At 70.9% G+C, this 16,455-nt stretch carries 14 protein-coding genes; 5 read left to right on the forward strand and 9 right to left on the reverse strand.

The window, feature by feature from the left end; translation table 11 throughout:
- Window positions 1–18 precede the first annotated feature (18 nt).
- Entirely contained in the window at window positions 19–2,190 is a 2,172-nt protein-coding gene (locus BIU95_RS16860) for a S9 family peptidase (protein WP_071252326.1), read from the reverse strand.
- A 29-nt stretch (window positions 2,191–2,219) separates the two neighbouring features.
- The gene (locus BIU95_RS16865) at window positions 2,220–3,329 is read right to left on the reverse strand and encodes a Fic family protein (RefSeq protein WP_175470791.1); all 1,110 of its coding nucleotides are present in this window, start codon (window positions 3,327–3,329) and stop codon (window positions 2,220–2,222) included.
- Window positions 3,330–3,499: 170 nt separating this feature from the next.
- On the opposite strand from BIU95_RS16865, the gene BIU95_RS16870 reads away from it, so the two are divergent.
- A complete protein-coding gene (locus BIU95_RS16870; RefSeq protein ID WP_071252331.1) occupies window positions 3,500–4,699 on the forward strand; it encodes an amidohydrolase in 1,200 nt (399 codons plus the stop codon).
- A 219-nt stretch (window positions 4,700–4,918) separates the two neighbouring features.
- On the opposite strand, the gene BIU95_RS16875 is transcribed toward BIU95_RS16870, so the two are convergent.
- Together BIU95_RS16875 and BIU95_RS16880 are read right to left on the reverse strand one after the other, a co-directional pair.
- On the reverse strand, window positions 4,919–5,809 hold the full coding sequence (locus tag BIU95_RS16875) for an aminodeoxychorismate lyase (RefSeq protein WP_071252333.1): 891 nt from the start codon (window positions 5,807–5,809) through the stop codon (window positions 4,919–4,921).
- 19 nt (window positions 5,810–5,828) lie between these two features.
- Window positions 5,829–6,179: a tryptophan synthase subunit alpha gene (locus BIU95_RS16880; protein WP_071252335.1), complete on the reverse strand. Its 351-nt coding sequence runs from the start codon at window positions 6,177–6,179 to the stop codon at window positions 5,829–5,831.
- A 64-nt stretch (window positions 6,180–6,243) separates the two neighbouring features.
- On the opposite strand from BIU95_RS16880, the gene BIU95_RS16885 reads away from it, so the two are divergent.
- Window positions 6,244–6,753, forward strand: coding sequence for an 8-oxo-dGTP diphosphatase (locus BIU95_RS16885; protein ID WP_159557739.1), 510 nt, complete (start codon window positions 6,244–6,246; stop codon window positions 6,751–6,753).
- A 52-nt stretch (window positions 6,754–6,805) separates the two neighbouring features.
- Here BIU95_RS16885 and BIU95_RS16890 read toward each other — a convergent pair whose 3' ends face one another.
- From BIU95_RS16890 to BIU95_RS16900, 3 genes are read right to left on the reverse strand one after another with little or no spacing between them, the layout of a single operon-like run.
- Complete coding sequence (locus tag BIU95_RS16890) at window positions 6,806–7,093, reverse strand: hypothetical protein (protein ID WP_071252337.1); 288 nt, start codon at window positions 7,091–7,093, stop codon at window positions 6,806–6,808.
- A gap of 17 nt (window positions 7,094–7,110) precedes the next feature.
- Window positions 7,111–8,592, reverse strand: coding sequence for an ABC transporter permease (locus BIU95_RS16895; protein WP_071252339.1), 1,482 nt, complete (start codon window positions 8,590–8,592; stop codon window positions 7,111–7,113).
- A 52-nt stretch (window positions 8,593–8,644) separates the two neighbouring features.
- Window positions 8,645–10,333: a sodium:proton antiporter gene (locus BIU95_RS16900; protein ID WP_017885948.1), complete on the reverse strand. Its 1,689-nt coding sequence runs from the start codon at window positions 10,331–10,333 to the stop codon at window positions 8,645–8,647.
- A gap of 115 nt (window positions 10,334–10,448) precedes the next feature.
- On the opposite strand from BIU95_RS16900, the gene BIU95_RS16905 reads away from it, so the two are divergent.
- The 3 genes from BIU95_RS16905 (at window position 10,449) to BIU95_RS16915 (ending at window position 13,761) form a co-directional block, all read left to right on the forward strand.
- Window positions 10,449–11,705, forward strand: a complete 1,257-nt coding sequence (locus BIU95_RS16905; protein WP_071252340.1) for an inorganic phosphate transporter — start codon at window positions 10,449–10,451, stop codon at window positions 11,703–11,705.
- Complete coding sequence (locus tag BIU95_RS16910; RefSeq protein WP_017885946.1) at window positions 11,705–12,001, forward strand: hypothetical protein; 297 nt, start codon at window positions 11,705–11,707, stop codon at window positions 11,999–12,001. The genes BIU95_RS16905 and BIU95_RS16910 overlap by 1 nt, the downstream gene beginning before the upstream one ends.
- Window positions 12,002–12,279: 278 nt before the next feature.
- Window positions 12,280–13,761 (forward strand): aspartate ammonia-lyase, encoded by a 1,482-nt coding sequence (locus BIU95_RS16915; RefSeq protein WP_071252342.1) that lies wholly within the window; start codon window positions 12,280–12,282, stop codon window positions 13,759–13,761.
- A 38-nt stretch (window positions 13,762–13,799) separates the two neighbouring features.
- Here BIU95_RS16915 and BIU95_RS16920 read toward each other — a convergent pair whose 3' ends face one another.
- Window positions 13,800–14,891, reverse strand: coding sequence for a YihY/virulence factor BrkB family protein (locus tag BIU95_RS16920; RefSeq protein WP_071252344.1), 1,092 nt, complete (start codon window positions 14,889–14,891; stop codon window positions 13,800–13,802).
- Window positions 14,892–15,071: 180 nt separating this feature from the next.
- A complete protein-coding gene (locus BIU95_RS16925; RefSeq protein ID WP_083389438.1) occupies window positions 15,072–16,391 on the reverse strand; it encodes an MFS transporter in 1,320 nt (439 codons plus the stop codon).
- Window positions 16,392–16,455: the final 64 nt, after the last annotated feature.

The following is a 16,455-nucleotide window of genomic DNA, read 5'->3' on the forward strand; positions in this document are numbered from 1 at the left end:
CGAAGTGCGCGGCGCTGCTCAGCCCGCGGCGATCGGGGTGGCGGTCGCCGCGGCGGGCGTCTCGTCGGCGAGCCCGAGCACGTCGAGCAGCCAGGCGAGTTCGAACGCCCGCTCCTTCCACGACGCGTACCGACCGCTGACACCACCGTGGCCGGCGGACATCTCGGTCTTCAGCAGCACGGGCGCGCCGACCTCGCGGAGCTTCGCGGTCCACTTCGCGGGCTCGACGTAGAGCACACGGGTGTCGTTGATCGAGGTCACGGCGAGGATCTGCGGGTACTGGACGTCGTCGCGGACGTTCTCGTACGGGGTGTACTCGCTCATGTAGCGGTAGACCTCGGCGTCGTGCAGCGGGTCGCCCCACTCGTCCCACTCGATGACGGTGAGGGGCAGGTCCGGGTCGAGGATGCTCGTCAGCGCGTCGACGAACGGCACGGCCGCCAGGATGCCGGCGAACCGTTCGGGTGCGAGGTTCGCGACCGCGCCCATCAGGAGCCCACCCGCACTGCCGCCCTCGGCCACGAGCCGGTCGGCGCTCGTCCGGCCGGACTCGATCAGGTGCTCGGCGACCGCGACGAAGTCGCTGAAGGTGTTCTTCTTCGTCAGGGTCTTGCCGTTCTCGTACCAGTGCCGGCCGAGTTCACCGCCACCACGGACGTGCGCGACCGCGAAGACGACACCGCGGTCGAGCATCGACAGGCGCATGACGCTGAAGCCGGGGTCGATCGAGTGTTCGTACGAGCCGTAGCCGTACAGGTGCAGCGGCGACGGCGAGTCCTGGTCGACGGCGTCACGGCGCCAGACGAGCGAGATCGGCACGCGGGTGCCGTCGGCCGCGGTGGCCCAGTCGCGTTCCTGCACGTAGTCGGCCGGGTCGTAGCCACCGAGCACGGGCTGGCGCTTCAGGACGGTGACCTCGCCGGTGGCCAGGTCGAGGTCGCTGACCTCGGAGGGGGTGACGAACGACGTGTACCCGATGCGGAGTGTCGGCTGCTCCCACTCCGGGTTGCCGCCGAGCCCCGCGGAGAACAGGGCTTCGTCGAAGGGGACCTCGTGCGCGTCGCCGTAGCCGTCGCCCTCGATCGGGATGATCGCGACGCGGGGGAGCGCCTCGGACCGGTACTCCAGCGCGAGGTGCCCGGCGAAGGCGTCGACCGACTCGATGCGGCGCTCGGTGTGGTGTGCCACGACGACGCGGCGGTCACGCTCGGACGTCGGGTCGTCGGCGGGGACGTCGACGAGCTCGAAGTTCTCGGCGCCGTCGTTGTGCAGCACCAGGAACCGGTCGCTGCCGCCGACGATGGCGTGCTCGATCTCGTACTCGACGCCCTCGCGGCGGGGCCAGACGACCTGGAACTCACCGGTCGGGTCCGCAGCATCGAGGACGTGCGCCTCGGACGTGATCTTCGAGCCGAGCTCGATGACGATGTACTGCGACGAGCGGGTGACGCCGACGCCGACCCAGTAGCGGTCGTCGGGTTCCTCGAACACCAGGACGTCCTCGGACGCCGCGGTGCCGACCGTGTGCCGCCAGATCTTGTCCGGACGCCAGGACTCGTCGACCGTGGGGTAGAAGACGTAGCGGCCCGCCGGGTCGAACGTGGCGCCGGCCCCGGTGTTCGGGATGGCGTCGCCGAGGTCGGTCCCCGAAGCCAGGTCGCGCACGTGCAGGGTGTACCGCTCGTCGCCCTCGACGTCGATGCCGTACACCAGGCGGGTGCCGTCGTCGCTGATGTCGTAGGTGCCGAGGGAGAAGAACTCGTGGCCGTCGGCCAGGGCGTTGCCGTCCAGCACCACCTGCTCACCGGGCAGGGTCGACTCGCCCTCGACCACGGCGGGCGGCGTCCAGTCGTCAGGGCCGGCGACGGGCACGCGGCAGTGCACGCCGTACTGGCTGCCCTCGGCGGTGCGGGTGAAGTACCACCAGTCGCCCATGCGCACCGGTACCGAGAGGTCGGTCTCCTGCACGCGGCTCTTCACCTCGGCGAAGATGCGGTCCCGCAGCGGCGCGAGGTGCGCGGTCGCGGCGTCGGTGTGGGCGTTCTCGGCTTCGAGGTACGCCAGGGTGTCGGGGGATTCCTTGTCCCGCAGCCACTCGTAGTCGTCGACGAAGTCGATGCCGTGGTGGGTCCGTGTCACGGGCCGCTTGGCGGCGCTGGGCGGGGTGGATGCGGTGTGCTCGTTGCTCACCGTCCCACCCTATTCGCCCGTACCCCCGGTCAGGCCGCGGTCCGCTCGTGGCCGCCCACAGCGGCGTGCACCCGCTGCTCGAACGCCTCGAGCTCGGCGACCACGGCGGGTGCCACCCAGGCGCGGTCAGGGCGGCGACGGGTGACCGGACGGAGCACGCCCGCCAGCACCAGGTCGAGCGTGACGCGCTCGACCTGGTCGGCGGTGAGCAGGGTTCCCAGGTGCGCTTCGGTCAGGACGGGGTCGTCGGCGAGCGCACGGCCGACGACGGCGTGCGGGCCCGTGGCGCAGGGACCGGCGGACCGGTCGGCGTCGTGCTCGGCGAGCAGCAGGGCGCCGAGCGTCGCCTCGTCGCGGACCGTCCCGATCGCCAGGGCCAGATCGGCCACGAACCCGGTGACCTGGCCGTCGCGGTACCGCTCCAGGTGCCGGAAGTACCGCGGTCGGTCCGCCGCGAGTGCGGTGGCCACGGGCGCGGTCACCGTCGTCGTGACCCCGCGGCGCCGCAGCACGGCCCCGATCAGCGCCCGCCCGGTCCGACCGTTGCCGTCGGTGAAGGGGTGGATCGACTCGAACTGCGCGTGCGCGATGGCCGCCTGGGCGATCGGGTGCAGGTCCACACGGTGCACGAACGCGAGCAGGTCGGCCATCAGCGGTGCCACGAGCTCCGGCGGCGGTGGGACGTACCGGGCGTCGCGGGGTGTGGCGCCGCCACCGATCCAGTTCTGCACGTCGCGGTACCGGCCTGCGGACCGTCCGTCGACCGGGTCGTCGCGCATCAGCAGACGGTGCGCCTCGAGCAGGGACGACTCCGTGACGATGCCCGAGTCCGCCGCGGAGACCAGGTGCTCGACGGCGCCGCCGGCCCGGACCACCGCGGTGGCACCCGGGTTCGCCCGGATGCCGACGAGCGCGCGCGCCAGGTCGTCGATCGAGGCGGGCTCGTCCTCGATCCGCGACGACGCCACGGCTTCGGTCCGGCCGAGCACGGACCCGAGCGGTGCGAGCCGGGAGCCGTGGTGGACGTCGAGGGTGCGCAGGGCCGTGGCGCTCCGGTCGAGCAGTGCGACGGTGTCGTCGTCGGGTGTCCACCGAGCCCTGGCGATGGACGGGGGCACCGACACCCGCACGGTGGTCACCAGCCGGTCGTCACGGCACCCGCGGACTGCGCTGCGCAAGGGTCGTTCGGCGCTGTGGTGCGTGGGCCAGGTCTCGCTCCGGTGTGCCATCCCGCGACGGTAGGGCCGCCGGGACGTCCGGCGCCAGGAATCGGTATTTCGCCCGCACGCCCCCGCGTACCGTTGGTGCCATGAGCAACTCCTTCGCGATCACCGGTGCCCACGTCGTCCCCGTCTCCGCCCCCGCCTTCGACGGCGGCGCGGTCATCGTCGAGGACGGCCGGATCACCGCGGTCGGGCCCGACGTCACCCCGCCCGACGGCATGACGGTCATCGACGCCGCGGGTTCGTGGCTCGTCCCCGGGTTCGTCGAGGCGCACGGCCACGTCGGCATCCACGAAGAAGCCAACGGCGAGGCCGGCAACGACACGAACGAGATGACCGCCCCGAACATGGCGGGCGTCCGCGCGATCGACGCGATCGACATCGACGACGAGGGCTTCCGGGACGCGCTCGCCGGCGGGATCACGAGCATCGTCGTCAAGCCCGGCTCGGGCAACCCGATCGGCGGCCAGAGCGTCGCCATCAAGACCTGGGGCGGCCGGACGATCGACGAGCAGCTCATCTCCGACTCGGTGAGCGTGAAGAGCGCCCTCGGTGAGAACCCGAAGCGGGTCTACGGCGGCAAGGGCCAGACCCCCTCCACCCGGCTCGGTGTCGCCAAGATCATCCGTGACGCCTTCGTCGACGCGCAGAACTACAAGGCCGCCCGCGATGCCGCCGCCGCGAAGGACGAGCCGTTCGCCCGCGACCTGACGAAGGAGACGCTCGTCCGGGTGCTCGACGGCGAACTCGTCTGGGACCAGCACACCCACCGCCACGACGACATCGCCACCGCCATCCGCCTGTCCGAGGAGTTCGGCTACCGGCTCGTCGTGAACCACGGCACCGAGGCGCACAAGATCGCCGACGTGCTGGCCGCGAAGGACATCCCGGTCATCTACGGCCCGCTCTTCACCAGCCGCTCGAAGGTCGAACTCCGCGACCGCGGCATCCCGAACCTCGCCACCATCGCGGCGGCCGGGGTCCGGGTCGCCATCACGACGGACGCGCCGGTCGTGCCGATCAACATGCTCGTCGACCAGGCGACCGCCGCCGTGAAGGAGGGCCTGCCTGCCCAGACCGCACTCGAGGCGCTCACGGTCAACCCGGCCGAGTTCCTGGGCTTCGGCGACCGTGTCGGTCGCCTGGCCGAGGGCTACGACGCCGACCTCGTGCTCTGGGACGGCGACCCGCTCGACGCGACCAGCCGCGCGACGCGCGTCTGGATCGACGGCGAGACCGTCTTCGCGTGGGCCAACGGGGCCGGCGTCACCACGCCGCGCTGGTAGCGGCCACGAGACGCCGGCGTCTCGCGTGACGCGGTGGGCTCAGCCACAGGCGGACGGGAGGCCCGTGGCGAGCCCGCCACGGGCCTCCCGTCCGTCAGGTGTCCGGTCGCGAGTCGCCGTCGTTTCGGCACGACGCCGTCACACCCGCGAGACGCCGCCCAATTCCGCGGCGCCTCGCGGACACGACGGCGTCTTCCGGGTCGAGCGGTCAGACCGTGCTCAGACCTCGCGCGCCAGCAGGAAGTCGTTGATGCGAGTCGTCAGGTCCGCGTCGATCGCGCGGGCGTCGCCGTTCACCGAACGGATCGGCGCCGCCTGCCGCACGCTCGACACGAGCCAGAGCGCGTCCGCGGCTGCCAGATCGGCGAGGGTGACGAGTTCGTAGGCGGTCTCGACGCCCTCCTGCTCAGCGAAGCGGAACACGTCGGCCTGCGTCGTGCCCGCCAGGATCCCGATGTCGGTGCGGGGCGTGACCAGCCGGTCGCCGACCTTCATGATCAGGTTCGCGCGCGTGCCCTCGAGCACGTAGCCGTCGCTCGAGACGAACAGGGCGTCGTCGGCGCCGCGGCGGACCGCCTCGCGCAGGGCGGCCATGTTGACGCCGTACGACAGCGTCTTCGCGCCCTGCAGCAGCCACGGCGAGGTGCGCTCGACGTCGTGCCGGTAGCCGCGGTCCAGGACGACGACGGAGATCCCCTCGATGCGGGCGGCCGTGGAGTCGCCAGACGGCGCGGCGTAGACCCAGCCGGTCGGACGGTCGGTGCCCTCGACGCCGCGGGTCAGGACGGTCTTGGCGAAGGCCTCGCGCACCGGGTCGAGGCGCGCGCAGACGGCCTCGATGGCCTGGCGCCACGCCTCGGGGTCGGGGGCGGGCAGGTCGAGCATCGCGGCGGAGCGACCGAAACGGGCGAGGTGCGCCTCGAGGGCCTGGGGCCGACCGTCGATCACCGTGATCGTCTCGAACACGCCGTCGCCGCGCGTGACGCCGAGGTCCTGCACCTGCACGTGCTCCTCGAGCGGCTTCGCCCAGGTGAAGGCGTCGGCCGCGGGGTCGTGCGGCGCGGCGTCGCGGGAGGGCTGGTTGAGGACGGCGAGCACGGTTTCGGTCATGCGTCCATCCAACCGCAGCTCAGCCCGCTTCGGGCAGGGCGCCGAGCAGCTTCCACACGGCGGGCGTCAGCTCGGGGTGCTGCAGCGCGATCCGGCGCAGCCGGTGGTACTCCTCACCCAGCCGGGTGCCCTGCCCGGACGCCGGGTGGCTCGACCACTGCGCGTGCCGCTTGCTGATCGCTTCGTCCAGGTCGACGGCGTCCGCGCGCAGGATCAGCACGACCTGCTCGTCGACGGTCGGGAGCGTCGGCATGAACTCCCACGGGTCCTCGCCCTGACGGCTCCGGTGCTCGACGAGCATCGAGATCTCCTCAGCGGCCTCGGCGCGCAGCACTTCGAGGCTGCGCCCGGTCCTGCGGGGCTCAGCCATGGTGCCCCCGCAGCACGCCTGCCATGGGAAGAGCGTACGACACTCCATCGGTCACACTGGACGCGTGACCCTTCGCGACGAGAGCAAGTCCCAGCATCCCCGGGTGGTGGTCGTGTACCTGCTGCGCGACGGCGAGGCAGGGCCCGAGGTGCTGCTGGGGGAGAAGCGCCGCGGCCTCGGCACCGGCCGTCTGGTCGGCCCCGGCGGCAAGCGCGAGTCCGGCGAGACGGCGGTCGAGACCGCCGTGCGCGAGGTGCGTGAAGAGGTCGGCCTGCGGCTCGACGCGGTCGACCTGGAGGCCCGTGGCACGTTGGACTACCGGTTCCCGTACCGACCGTCCTGGTCCCAGGTCTCGGACGTCTTCGTCTGCCGCCGCTGGCAGGGAGACCCGTCGGGCTCGGACGAACTGGAGCCGCGGTGGATCCCGGTCGACGCCGTGCCCTACGACGCGATGTGGGACGACGCCCGGTACTGGTTGCCGGGGGTGCTCGCTGGCGGCAACGTCCGGGCGCGGTTCACGTTCGCCGAGGACGACGCGACGGTGTCCGGGTTCACCGGCACGGGTGTGGCCTAGTTCTTCCGCTGGGGCGGGTCTCGCTCAGGGCGTCTGCTGGGTGCGCGTGCCGCTAGCGCGTCTGCTGCGTGCGGGTGCTGCCGGTCCGGGCCTCTTCGGCGGCGGCCATGACGTCGGCGTCGCCGCTCCGGCCGCCCAGAGGCCGCACGAAGAAGTCGATGACACCGACGACGATCGCACCGATCATCGAGAACATCGCCCACCCGACGAACAGCCCGGCGGTGCCGCGCCCGTCGGCTGGGGCGAGCAGGACGCTCGCGGCGTAGAAGCCCAGCGTCAGCACGAGGAACACGACGACGACGGTGACGAGGACGCGGTGCCAGGTGATTCGGGGGTTCATGCCCCTCAGGATACGCGTCAGCGGTCGGCGTGCTTGCCGTGCGGAGCCGCCGCCGGTCGCGGCTCCTTCCGGTTCGCGGGGCGCTGCACGGCGATGCGACCGGTCGGGGTCGCGCCCGGTTCGAGGCCGTCGCGCGCGCCGGTGAAGACGTCGCCAGCGGTGCGTTCGTCCTCCCAGTCGTCGTCCCGCAGCACGCTCAGGGTGCCGGTCTCGGTGGAGGTCAGCCCGTGGCGCTCCAGCTCGGCATCGCGCTGCCCGCCGAGGAACTCGCGGTTGGCCGTGTTCGCGTCCTGGAACATCGTCGTGCGGCCGGTGACGATCGCGCGGATCCGTTTGCGCTCCCACCACTGCTTGCCGAAGTACATGAGCACGAGGCCGGCCGCCGCGTAGCACGCCATCGTGATCAGGCCTCGGGCCGGACCGGGGCCGACGCCGTAGACCTGGTGCTTGATCATGTCGACCATGCTCGAGCCGACCACGACGTTGTTGAGCCAGGCGAACGGCTCGGGCATGAACCACTTCGGGTAGGCGCCGCCGGACGACGGCATGGACAGGAAGACGAAGCAGATCATCGCCGGGGCGGCGATGAAGCGGCCGACGAAGTAGCTCAGACCGTTCACCGCCAGGCCGATCGCCACGATCCAGCCCCAGGCGATGAGCACCAGCTGGATCCAGTGGCCGTGGATGGCACCGAGCACCGGGCCGGCGAGGGTGTTCGTGATGAGCGAGATGACCAGGCCGCCGACCGCGATGACCGTCATGCGGGTGCGGTGCCGGAGCGGGCCGCCCATGATGCCGATGAACATCGCGACCATGTAGCCGCCGATGCACCACGCGAGCATCACGTACATCGCCACGGTGCCGTACTCGTCCCACGCCGGCAGGGGCGCGAGCTCGGTCACCTTCGGCGTCGCGACGCCCAGGCCGGTGAGCACCGCGCTGAGGGTGGCCGGCACGAGGCTCGCGACCTGGAACTGGTGCGCGCTCGCCTTGAAGAACTCGTTCGCGGCCGGGTCGTACGCGACCGCCATCGAGCCGTCGACCACGTCGCGCTTCGCCTGGGCGAGCGAGTCGTAGGAGTGGAACACGAACTCGCCCGGCAACGCCCGCTGCACGGCCTGCACGAAGGACGGGTCGCTGCCGATCAGGGCGATCGGCACGTCGTGCGGGTGCGGGGCGTGGAACGCGAACACGTAGCACAGGCAGAACCCGACGATGAAGAACAGTGGCATCCACAGCTGCAGGCCGATGAGCTGGAGCGACGGGTGCAGTGTCGAGTACCAGCGGCGGTACGCGCTGTACTGCTGCGGGGCGGGGACGGGGGCCTGCCGCCGGGGTGCTGACCGGCTGGCGTGTCCCGCGACCTTGGCACCGCGACGCGGCTTCGTCCCCTGGGCGGACGGCCGGCTCCCGCGCGACTTCGAGGGCGTCGGACGCGAACCGCCGGGGCGCTCCGGTCCGTCGTCGTTCCTGGGGACGTCGTTCCGCGGCGTGCTCACTCGGCGCTCTGCTCCTGCTCTCGATCGGAGCGCCAGGATACGCCCGAGGTGCTCAGGAGCGACTGCGCGATGCCTGCGCCGAGTCCATCGCGAGCTCCTCGGCGTCGAGGGTCACGAGCACGCGGCGCATGACCTCCTCGTCGAGGTTCCCCTTCTCCCGCTCCTCGAGCACGATCTCGCGGCGGCGGTCGAGCAGCTCGCGCCGGATGTCCTGGATCTGCGAGCCGCGCAGGCGCAGCGCGACGTTCCGCTCCTCGTCCTCTTCTTCCTCGGCGTCCTGGCGGAAGGTCTCGGCCTGACGCTCGAGTCGTGCCTTCAGCCGGTTCACCACCGAGTCGACGGCGTCCGAGCCGTACTGCTTCGCCCACGCCGGACGTCGCTTCTCGAGCAGCTCGATCGCGGCCTCGGTGGTGCGCTGGTTGAGCCGCATCTCGCTGCGCACGTCCTCTTCGCCCTCGGCCGGGTCCTGCACCTTGAGCGCGCGGATGACGAAGGGCAGCGTGAGCCCCTGCAACAGCAGGGTGCCGACGGTGACGAAGAAGGCGATGATGAAGATCGTGTCCTGCGCCGGGATCTGCGTCGGGCTCGCGACGACGGAGACCGCAGCCGCCAGGGTCACCACGCCACGCATGCCCGTCCACGAGATGACGGTGAGCTCCCGCCAGTTGAGCTTCGGCTCCGCGGAACCGCGCATCCACCGCAGTGAGGGGTGCCCGCGGGACAGCTTGATCCGCAGCGGCCGGAGCCACTTCCCGTTGAACCGGTTGCGCACGTACGACTCGAACACGAACAGCGGCCGCACCAGGATCACCACCGCGAGCACGACGGCCGCCGCGGTGAGCGTCTGCCCGAGGCTGCGCTCGCTCTCGACCAGGTCCTGCACGACGGTGTTGAGCTGCAGGCCGATGAGCGCGAACACGAAGCCCTCGAGGATGACGTCGATGCTCGTCCAGAGCGGACGCTCCTGCAGGCGGGTGGCGTAGCCCTCCTTCGGCGAGTTGTAGCCGATGTACAGGCCGGCCGTGACGACCGCGATGACGCCGGAGCCGGACAGGTCCTCGGCGAGGATGTACGCGACGAACGGCAGCAGGATGCTCATGATCGTCTCGACCACGGGGTCGTTGATGCGCATCCGGATCCAGTGCACGACGACGCCGAGCACGATGCCGACGACCAGGCCGACGCCGATCGCGAGCCCGAAGATGCCGAGGTCCTGCCAGACCGTCAGCGACGTGCCGGCGATGATGAGCGTGAACACGCGCACCAGGGTCAGCGAGGCCGCGTCGTTGATGAGGCTCTCGCCGGACAGCACGGTCATGACACGCCGGGGGAGTCCGAGCTTCCGGCCGATCGCGGCGGCGGACACCGCGTCCGGCGGGGCGACGATCGCGCCGAGCAGGATCGCCGCAGGCAGCGTCATGTCCGGGATGAGCAGGTACGCCACTCCGCCGACGACCAGGGCCGTCACGATCACCAGGAAGATGCCGAGTCGTCGGATCTGCTTGATCGAGCCGCGGAAGCTCTGCCACGACACGTCGAGCGCGGCGGAGTAGAGCAGCGGCGGCAGGATCACCGTGAGGATGACCTCGGAGTCGATCTCCATCGGGGGCAGCCCGGGCAGGAACGACGCCGCCAGGGCGACCGCTGTGACGAGCAGGGGAGCGGGGAGCCCCTTGGCGCGGGCGAACCCGGTCACCGCGAGCGATCCGATCAACAGGATGAGGAGCTCAGCGGTGTCCATGGACCCATTCTTCCATCGGCATGGTTCCGAACCTGAACGAGTGTGAAGCGACGGTGAACAACAGGTTGCCGATCAGGTTTGCTCGAAGGGCCGACGCCTGGGACACTTGCCCGCGGTGGACATCACACTCATAGTCGTCCTGGTCATCGCGTTGGCCCTCTTCTTCGACTTCACAAACGGTTTTCACGACACCGCCAACGCGATGGCGACCCCGATCGCGACCGGCGCCATGAAGCCCAAGGTGGCGGTCACCGTCGCTGCGGTGCTCAACTTGGTCGGTGCGTTCCTCAGCACCGCCGTGGCGACGTCGATCTCGCACGGGCTGATCAACGAGGGCCCCGGTGGCGTCGCGATCAGCCCCGAGATGATCTTCGCGGGCTTGATCGGGGCAGTCGTCTGGAACATGATCACGTGGCTCCGCGGGCTGCCGTCGTCGTCGTCGCACGCGTTGTTCGGCGGGCTGATCGGTGCCGCGATCGTCGGTGCCGGGTTCCAGTCGGTCAACTACGTCGCGCTGCTGACGGTCGTGATCATCCCGGCGTTCGCCTCGCCCGTGATCGCGGCGCTCGTGTCGTTCCTGTCGACGCGCATCGCGTACCGGATCACCAAGCGGCCGGTGTTCCCGAACGAGCGCGGCGGGTTCCGGATCGGGCAGGTCTTCACCAGCTCGATGGTGTCCCTGGCGCACGGCACCAACGACGCGCAGAAGACGATGGGAGTCATCACGCTGACCCTCATCGCCTCGGGCGCGCAGTCGTCGAACCAGGGCGTGCAGTTCTGGGTCATCGTGGCCTGTGCCCTCGCCATCGCGCTCGGTACCTACACGGGTGGCTGGCGCATCATCCGCACGCTCGGCTCGGGCATCACCGAGATCCGGGCGACCCAGGGCTTCGCGGCCGAGGCCTCGACCGCGGCGACGATCCTCGCCTCCAGCCACCTCGGCTTCGCGCTGTCCACCACGCAGGTGTCCTCGGGTTCCATCATCGGTGCCGGTCTCGGCCGCCGGGGCTCGAAGATCCAGTGGTCGACCGCCGGCAAGATCGTCATCGCCTGGTTCATCACCCTGCCTGCCGCTGCTGCGGTCGGTGCCGTCGCCTCCGGGATCGCCCGTCTCGGCGTCATCGGGCTCGTGATCGACGCCGTGGTCGGTGCCGCCGTCATCCTCGGCCTGTACCTCTGGTCGCTCCGCAAGCCGCACGAGCAGGCCTCGGCCATCGAGGTCGACGTCGCCGCGAACGCGGTCCTGACCCGCAAGGAGCTGCGCGACATGCAGCGCAAGAAGCGCGCCGACGCGGTCGCCGAGCGTCGCGCCGAACTGAGCCGCGAGCGCACGCTCCGTCGCATGGCGGCCCGCAAGGGAGGCCGTCGCTGATGGGCATCGACTGGTTCGCGTTCCTCACCGTGGCGCTCGTCGCCGTGGTCTCGTCGTGCTTCGTCGTCGCCGTGTACTCGGTCGGCCTCCGTCTCTGGAGTGCCGCCGACACCCGCGCCGGCAAGTTCACCGTGAAGGACGACGGCACGATCGGTCCGGCCACCGCGGGCTTCCCGAACCCGGCCGGCGCCTCGACGGCTACACGTGCACTCCGTGCCGCTGCCGTCGCGTGCTTCGTCGTGTGCGGCGCCGTCGTGCTCTACGGCATCTACCTCATCGTTCCGCAGTTCCACTGACGGGCGCGCTCACCGAGTGAGCAGAAGACGCCGGGTCGCCCTTCGCGACCCGGCGTCTTCTGCTCACTCGTCGTGTGTTCGCCGCGACCGGGGGCCGGACGGGAGGCCCGTGGCGGCCTGGCGCCGCGCCTCCCGTCCGCCCCGGGCGAGCGGGCGGAATGCCGGCGTGCGATACCGAGGCGACCGCGGCATTCCGCCCGCTCGCGCAGGAACGCGCCGCTCTGCACCGTCCCGGCGCGTTCCCGGACCGGCTGGACGGACCGGACTAGCCTCGACGTGTGACCGGCAACGAGGAGGCACCTGTGACGACGACGCGGACCGAGAGCGACTCGCTGGGATCACGGGAGGTCCCGAACGACGCCTACTGGGGCATCAACACGTTGCGGGCGCTGGAGAACTTCCCGATCACCTCCGTGCCGATCGCCGTGTACCCGGACCTCATCGAGGCGCTCGTCACCGTGAAGCAGGCGGCGGCGCGGGCGAACCGGGCGATCGGTGTCCTCGACGAGGAGCACGCCGACGCGATCGACCGCGCGGCGCAGGAAGTGCGCGACGGGGCGCTCCGCGAGCAGTTCGTCGTCGACGTCGTGCAGGGCGGCGCGGGCACGAGCACGAACATGAACACGAACGAGGTGCTCGCCAACCGGGCACTCGAACTCCTGGGCCGTGCGCGGGGCGACTACGCGTACCTGCACCCGATCGACCACGTGAACCGCAGCCAGTCGACGAACGACACCTACCCGACGAGCATCAAGATCGCGATGATCTTCGGCGTCCGGCGGCTGATCGTGCAGCTCGAGGAACTCTCCGCCGCGTTCGCCGAGCGGGGCCGCGCCTTCGCCGACGTGCTCAAGGTCGGCCGGACGCAGCTGCAGGACGCCGTGCCGATGACCCTCGGGCAGGAGTTCACCGGCTTCTCGCACACCATCCAGGAGGACGCGGAGATGCTCCGCAAGGTGATGCCGTTGCTCGCCGAGATGAACCTCGGCGCGACGGCCATCGGCACGGGGATCACCGCGGACCCGCTCTACCGCGACGAGGTCCGCCGGCAGCTGCAGGAGGCGAGCGGGATCGACGTCGTCACCGCCCCCGACCTCATCGAGGCGACGAGCGACGCCGGCGCTTTCATGACCCTGTCCGGCACGGTCAAGCGCAGCGCCGCGAAGCTCTCGAAGATCTGCAACGACCTGCGGCTGCTGTCGTCCGGCCCGCAGGCGGGCCTCGGCGAGATCACCCTGCCCGCTCGCCAGGCCGGTTCGTCGATCATGCCGGGCAAGGTGAACCCGGTGATCCCCGAGGTCGTGAACCAGATCGCCTACGCGGTCGCCGGAGCCGACACCACGGTGACCATGGCGGCGGAGAGCGGCCAGCTCCAGCTCAACGCCTTCGAGCCGATCATCGCCCACTCGATCCTGCAGTCCCTGCAGTGGATGTCCCGTGGCTGTGCGACCCTCCGTGAGCACTGCGTCGTCGGCATCGAGGCGAACGAGGCGAAGCTCGCCGCCCAGGTCGACACGAACGTCGGCGTCGTCACCGCGCTGACGCCGTACATCGGGTACGCGGCCGCGGCGTCGATCGCGCACACGGCGTTGACCACTTCGACGCCGATCTCGACGCTCGTCGTGGCCGCGGGCCTGATGGACGAGGACCAGGTCATGCGGGTGCTCAGCCCGGCACGGCTGTCGGGGATCGAGCTGGCGACCGGCGCCATCCCGATCGTCACCGAGGAGATGCTGGACGCCGAGGCGCGCAAGCGCTGACGCGGGGCGTCCGCGGCAACAAGCGCGCACGCCACCCGTCAGGGCAGAGGCCGCTCGCCCACCCGCACCTGCTGCGCCATCGCCCGCAGCTGCTCCTCGCCCGGGGTCAGCTCGGCGTCCTCGTCCTCGGCCACCCGAGCGGCTTCGGCCTCGGCCCTGACGTGCTGCGCTGCAGCGATGTCCTGGTCCCGCCAGCGCGCGAGCGTGAAGTTCCGGGTGACGTCCCGCAGCGGCAGCCGGATCGACTCGTCCGCTTCGATGCCGGCCATCAGCTGCCGCATCCGGATCACCTCGGAGTCGAGCTCCCCGCCGACCACGAGCACGAAGTTCGAGATGTAGAGGTACACGAGCAGCAGGATCGCGCCGCCGAGCCACCCGTAGGCACGGTTCCCGCCGCCGAGGGTCTCCACGTAGAGCGCGAACCCGAGGGTGGCGATGGCCCAGGTCACGATCGCGAACGCGGCACCGGCCGACACCCACCGCAGCTGCGGGGTCTTCACGTTCGGCGTCGCGTAGTACAGCACCGCCACCATCACGACCAGGTCGACCGCGAGCACCGGCCACTTCGCCACGTTCCACACGTCGTCGATCCAGGGCGCCCACCCGAGCTGCCGGATGACGGCCTCGGAGATCGTCGGGGTGCCGAGCAGGATGACGATCGCGACGGCACCGCCGACCATGACGAGCAGCGTGACGAGGAGCATCATGCTGCGGAACTTCCAGATCCGCCGACCCTCCTCGACCTCGTACGCGGTGTTCATCGCCCGCCCGAACGCCGTCGCGTAGCCGGACAGCGACCAGAGCGTCAGCACGACGCCGATCGTGAACCCGAGCCACGGGTTGTCCAGGGTCAGCAGCTGCCGGAGCGGGCCCTCGAGGTGCGACGCGGTCTCGGGCCGGACGATGAACCCGAGGACCTCGACGATGTCGGTCAGGCTGTCGCCCTTGCGGTCCACGATGGACAGGGCCGACACCACCGCCAGCGCGGTCGGGAAGACGGTCAGCAGGGCGAAGAACGTCAGCGACGCGGCCGCGTCGACGACGCGGTGCCGGATGACGGAGTGGTAGGTGCGCCGGACGACGGCGCGGACTCCCGTCCGCTGGAGATCGCGCGATGCGCTGTCCGGCATGTGTCGTACGGTACCCGACACGTGACTGCCTGGAGGCCCGTGGCGGGCCCGCCCCGCGCCTCCCGACCGCCTGTTGGTCGCGCTGGTGCGCCTGCAAGACACCGGTGTTCACGCTCCGCACCGTGGAACGCGGGTGTTCGAAGTGCGAACACCGGTGTTATGCGCACCAGGACCGACCGGTCAGTTGGCGTGGGGCTGCAGGGCGTCGTAGCGGCGGAACGACGGGACCATGCGCAGGAGCAACGCGACGAGGCCGATGATCAGCACGCCGCCGAAGACCGGCGGGTACGCGATGCCGGCCGCGACGACCAGGCCGGCGTACAGGTCGCCGAGCCTCGGACCGCCCGTGACCACCACGATGAAGATGCCCTGCAGCCGACCACGCATGCCGTCCGGCGACGCTGCCTGCAGGATCGTGTTCCGGAACACCGAGCTGACGTTGTCTGCGCCGCCGGCCATCGCCAGGAACAGCGCCGCGAGCCCGAGCGCGGGCAGGATCTCGACCCCGAACGCCTCACCCGAGCGACCGCCCAGGACGTGCGCCAGCGCGATCACCACACCGAACGCCGCGATCGCCCCGCCGTACGCCGTGATGGCCCAGCCGACGGCCTCACCCTGGCGTCGGACGTGCCCGAGCGGCCCGGAGAACACGCTCGACAGCAGCGCTCCGATCGCGTACGCGGCGGTCAGGGTGCCGACCGTGATCGACCCGCCGCCGATGACGAGCGCGCCGATCGCGGGGAACAGCACGCGCGGCTGCCCGAACGTCATCGCGATGATGTCGAGCACGAAGGTCATCGTGATGTTGCGCGACCGCCGCAGGAACCTCGCACCCTCGATGAGCGAGCCGAGCCCCGGCCGCAGCGCGTCGTGGTCGGCAGCCATCCGCGGCAGCGTGAACACCCCGAGGAACGCGAACGTGAACAGCACGACGTCGATCGTGTACGTCGGCGCGAACCCGACGGTCGCGATGAGCACGCCGGCGATCGCCGGTCCCACGGTGACCTGGAACCCCGACGCGATCCCGCCCAGGGCGCTCGCCGCGGGCAGCAGGTCGGTGCCGACGAGCCGCGGGACGATGGCCGAGCGGGACGCGTTGCTGACGGTGGCGGCGACGGCGTTCACCGTGGCGAGCACGTAGAGCAAGAGGACGCTGTGCAGGTCGAGCCAGGCGTGGGTGGCGATCAGGGCGACCGCGACCCACGCGATGATCGAGGACACGAGCGCGACGAGGCGCCGGTCGAAGGCATCCGCGAGCATCCCGCCGTACAGACCCGCGACGATCATCGGTACGAGCGCGATGACACCCACCAGGGCCACGGCGAAGGTCGAGCGGGTGATCTCGTAGACCTCGAGCCCGACGGCCACGGTCGTCATCTGGGTGCCGATGCCGGCGATCGCGGTGCCCGCCCAGAGCCGGGCGAAGGCGGGGGAGCGGCGGAGCGGGGTCAGGTCGGCGAGCAGACGGCGGCGCGGCGGTGCGGGAGTCGATGGTGTCACGGTGGAACCATTCTGCGGGCTGGACGCTCGTTGCGCGTGCCCGGTGCGCCCTCTGGTTGACTGA

This window comes from Curtobacterium sp. MCBA15_007, assembly GCF_001864905.1.
GTDB lineage: Bacteria > Actinomycetota > Actinomycetes > Actinomycetales > Microbacteriaceae > Curtobacterium > Curtobacterium poinsettiae.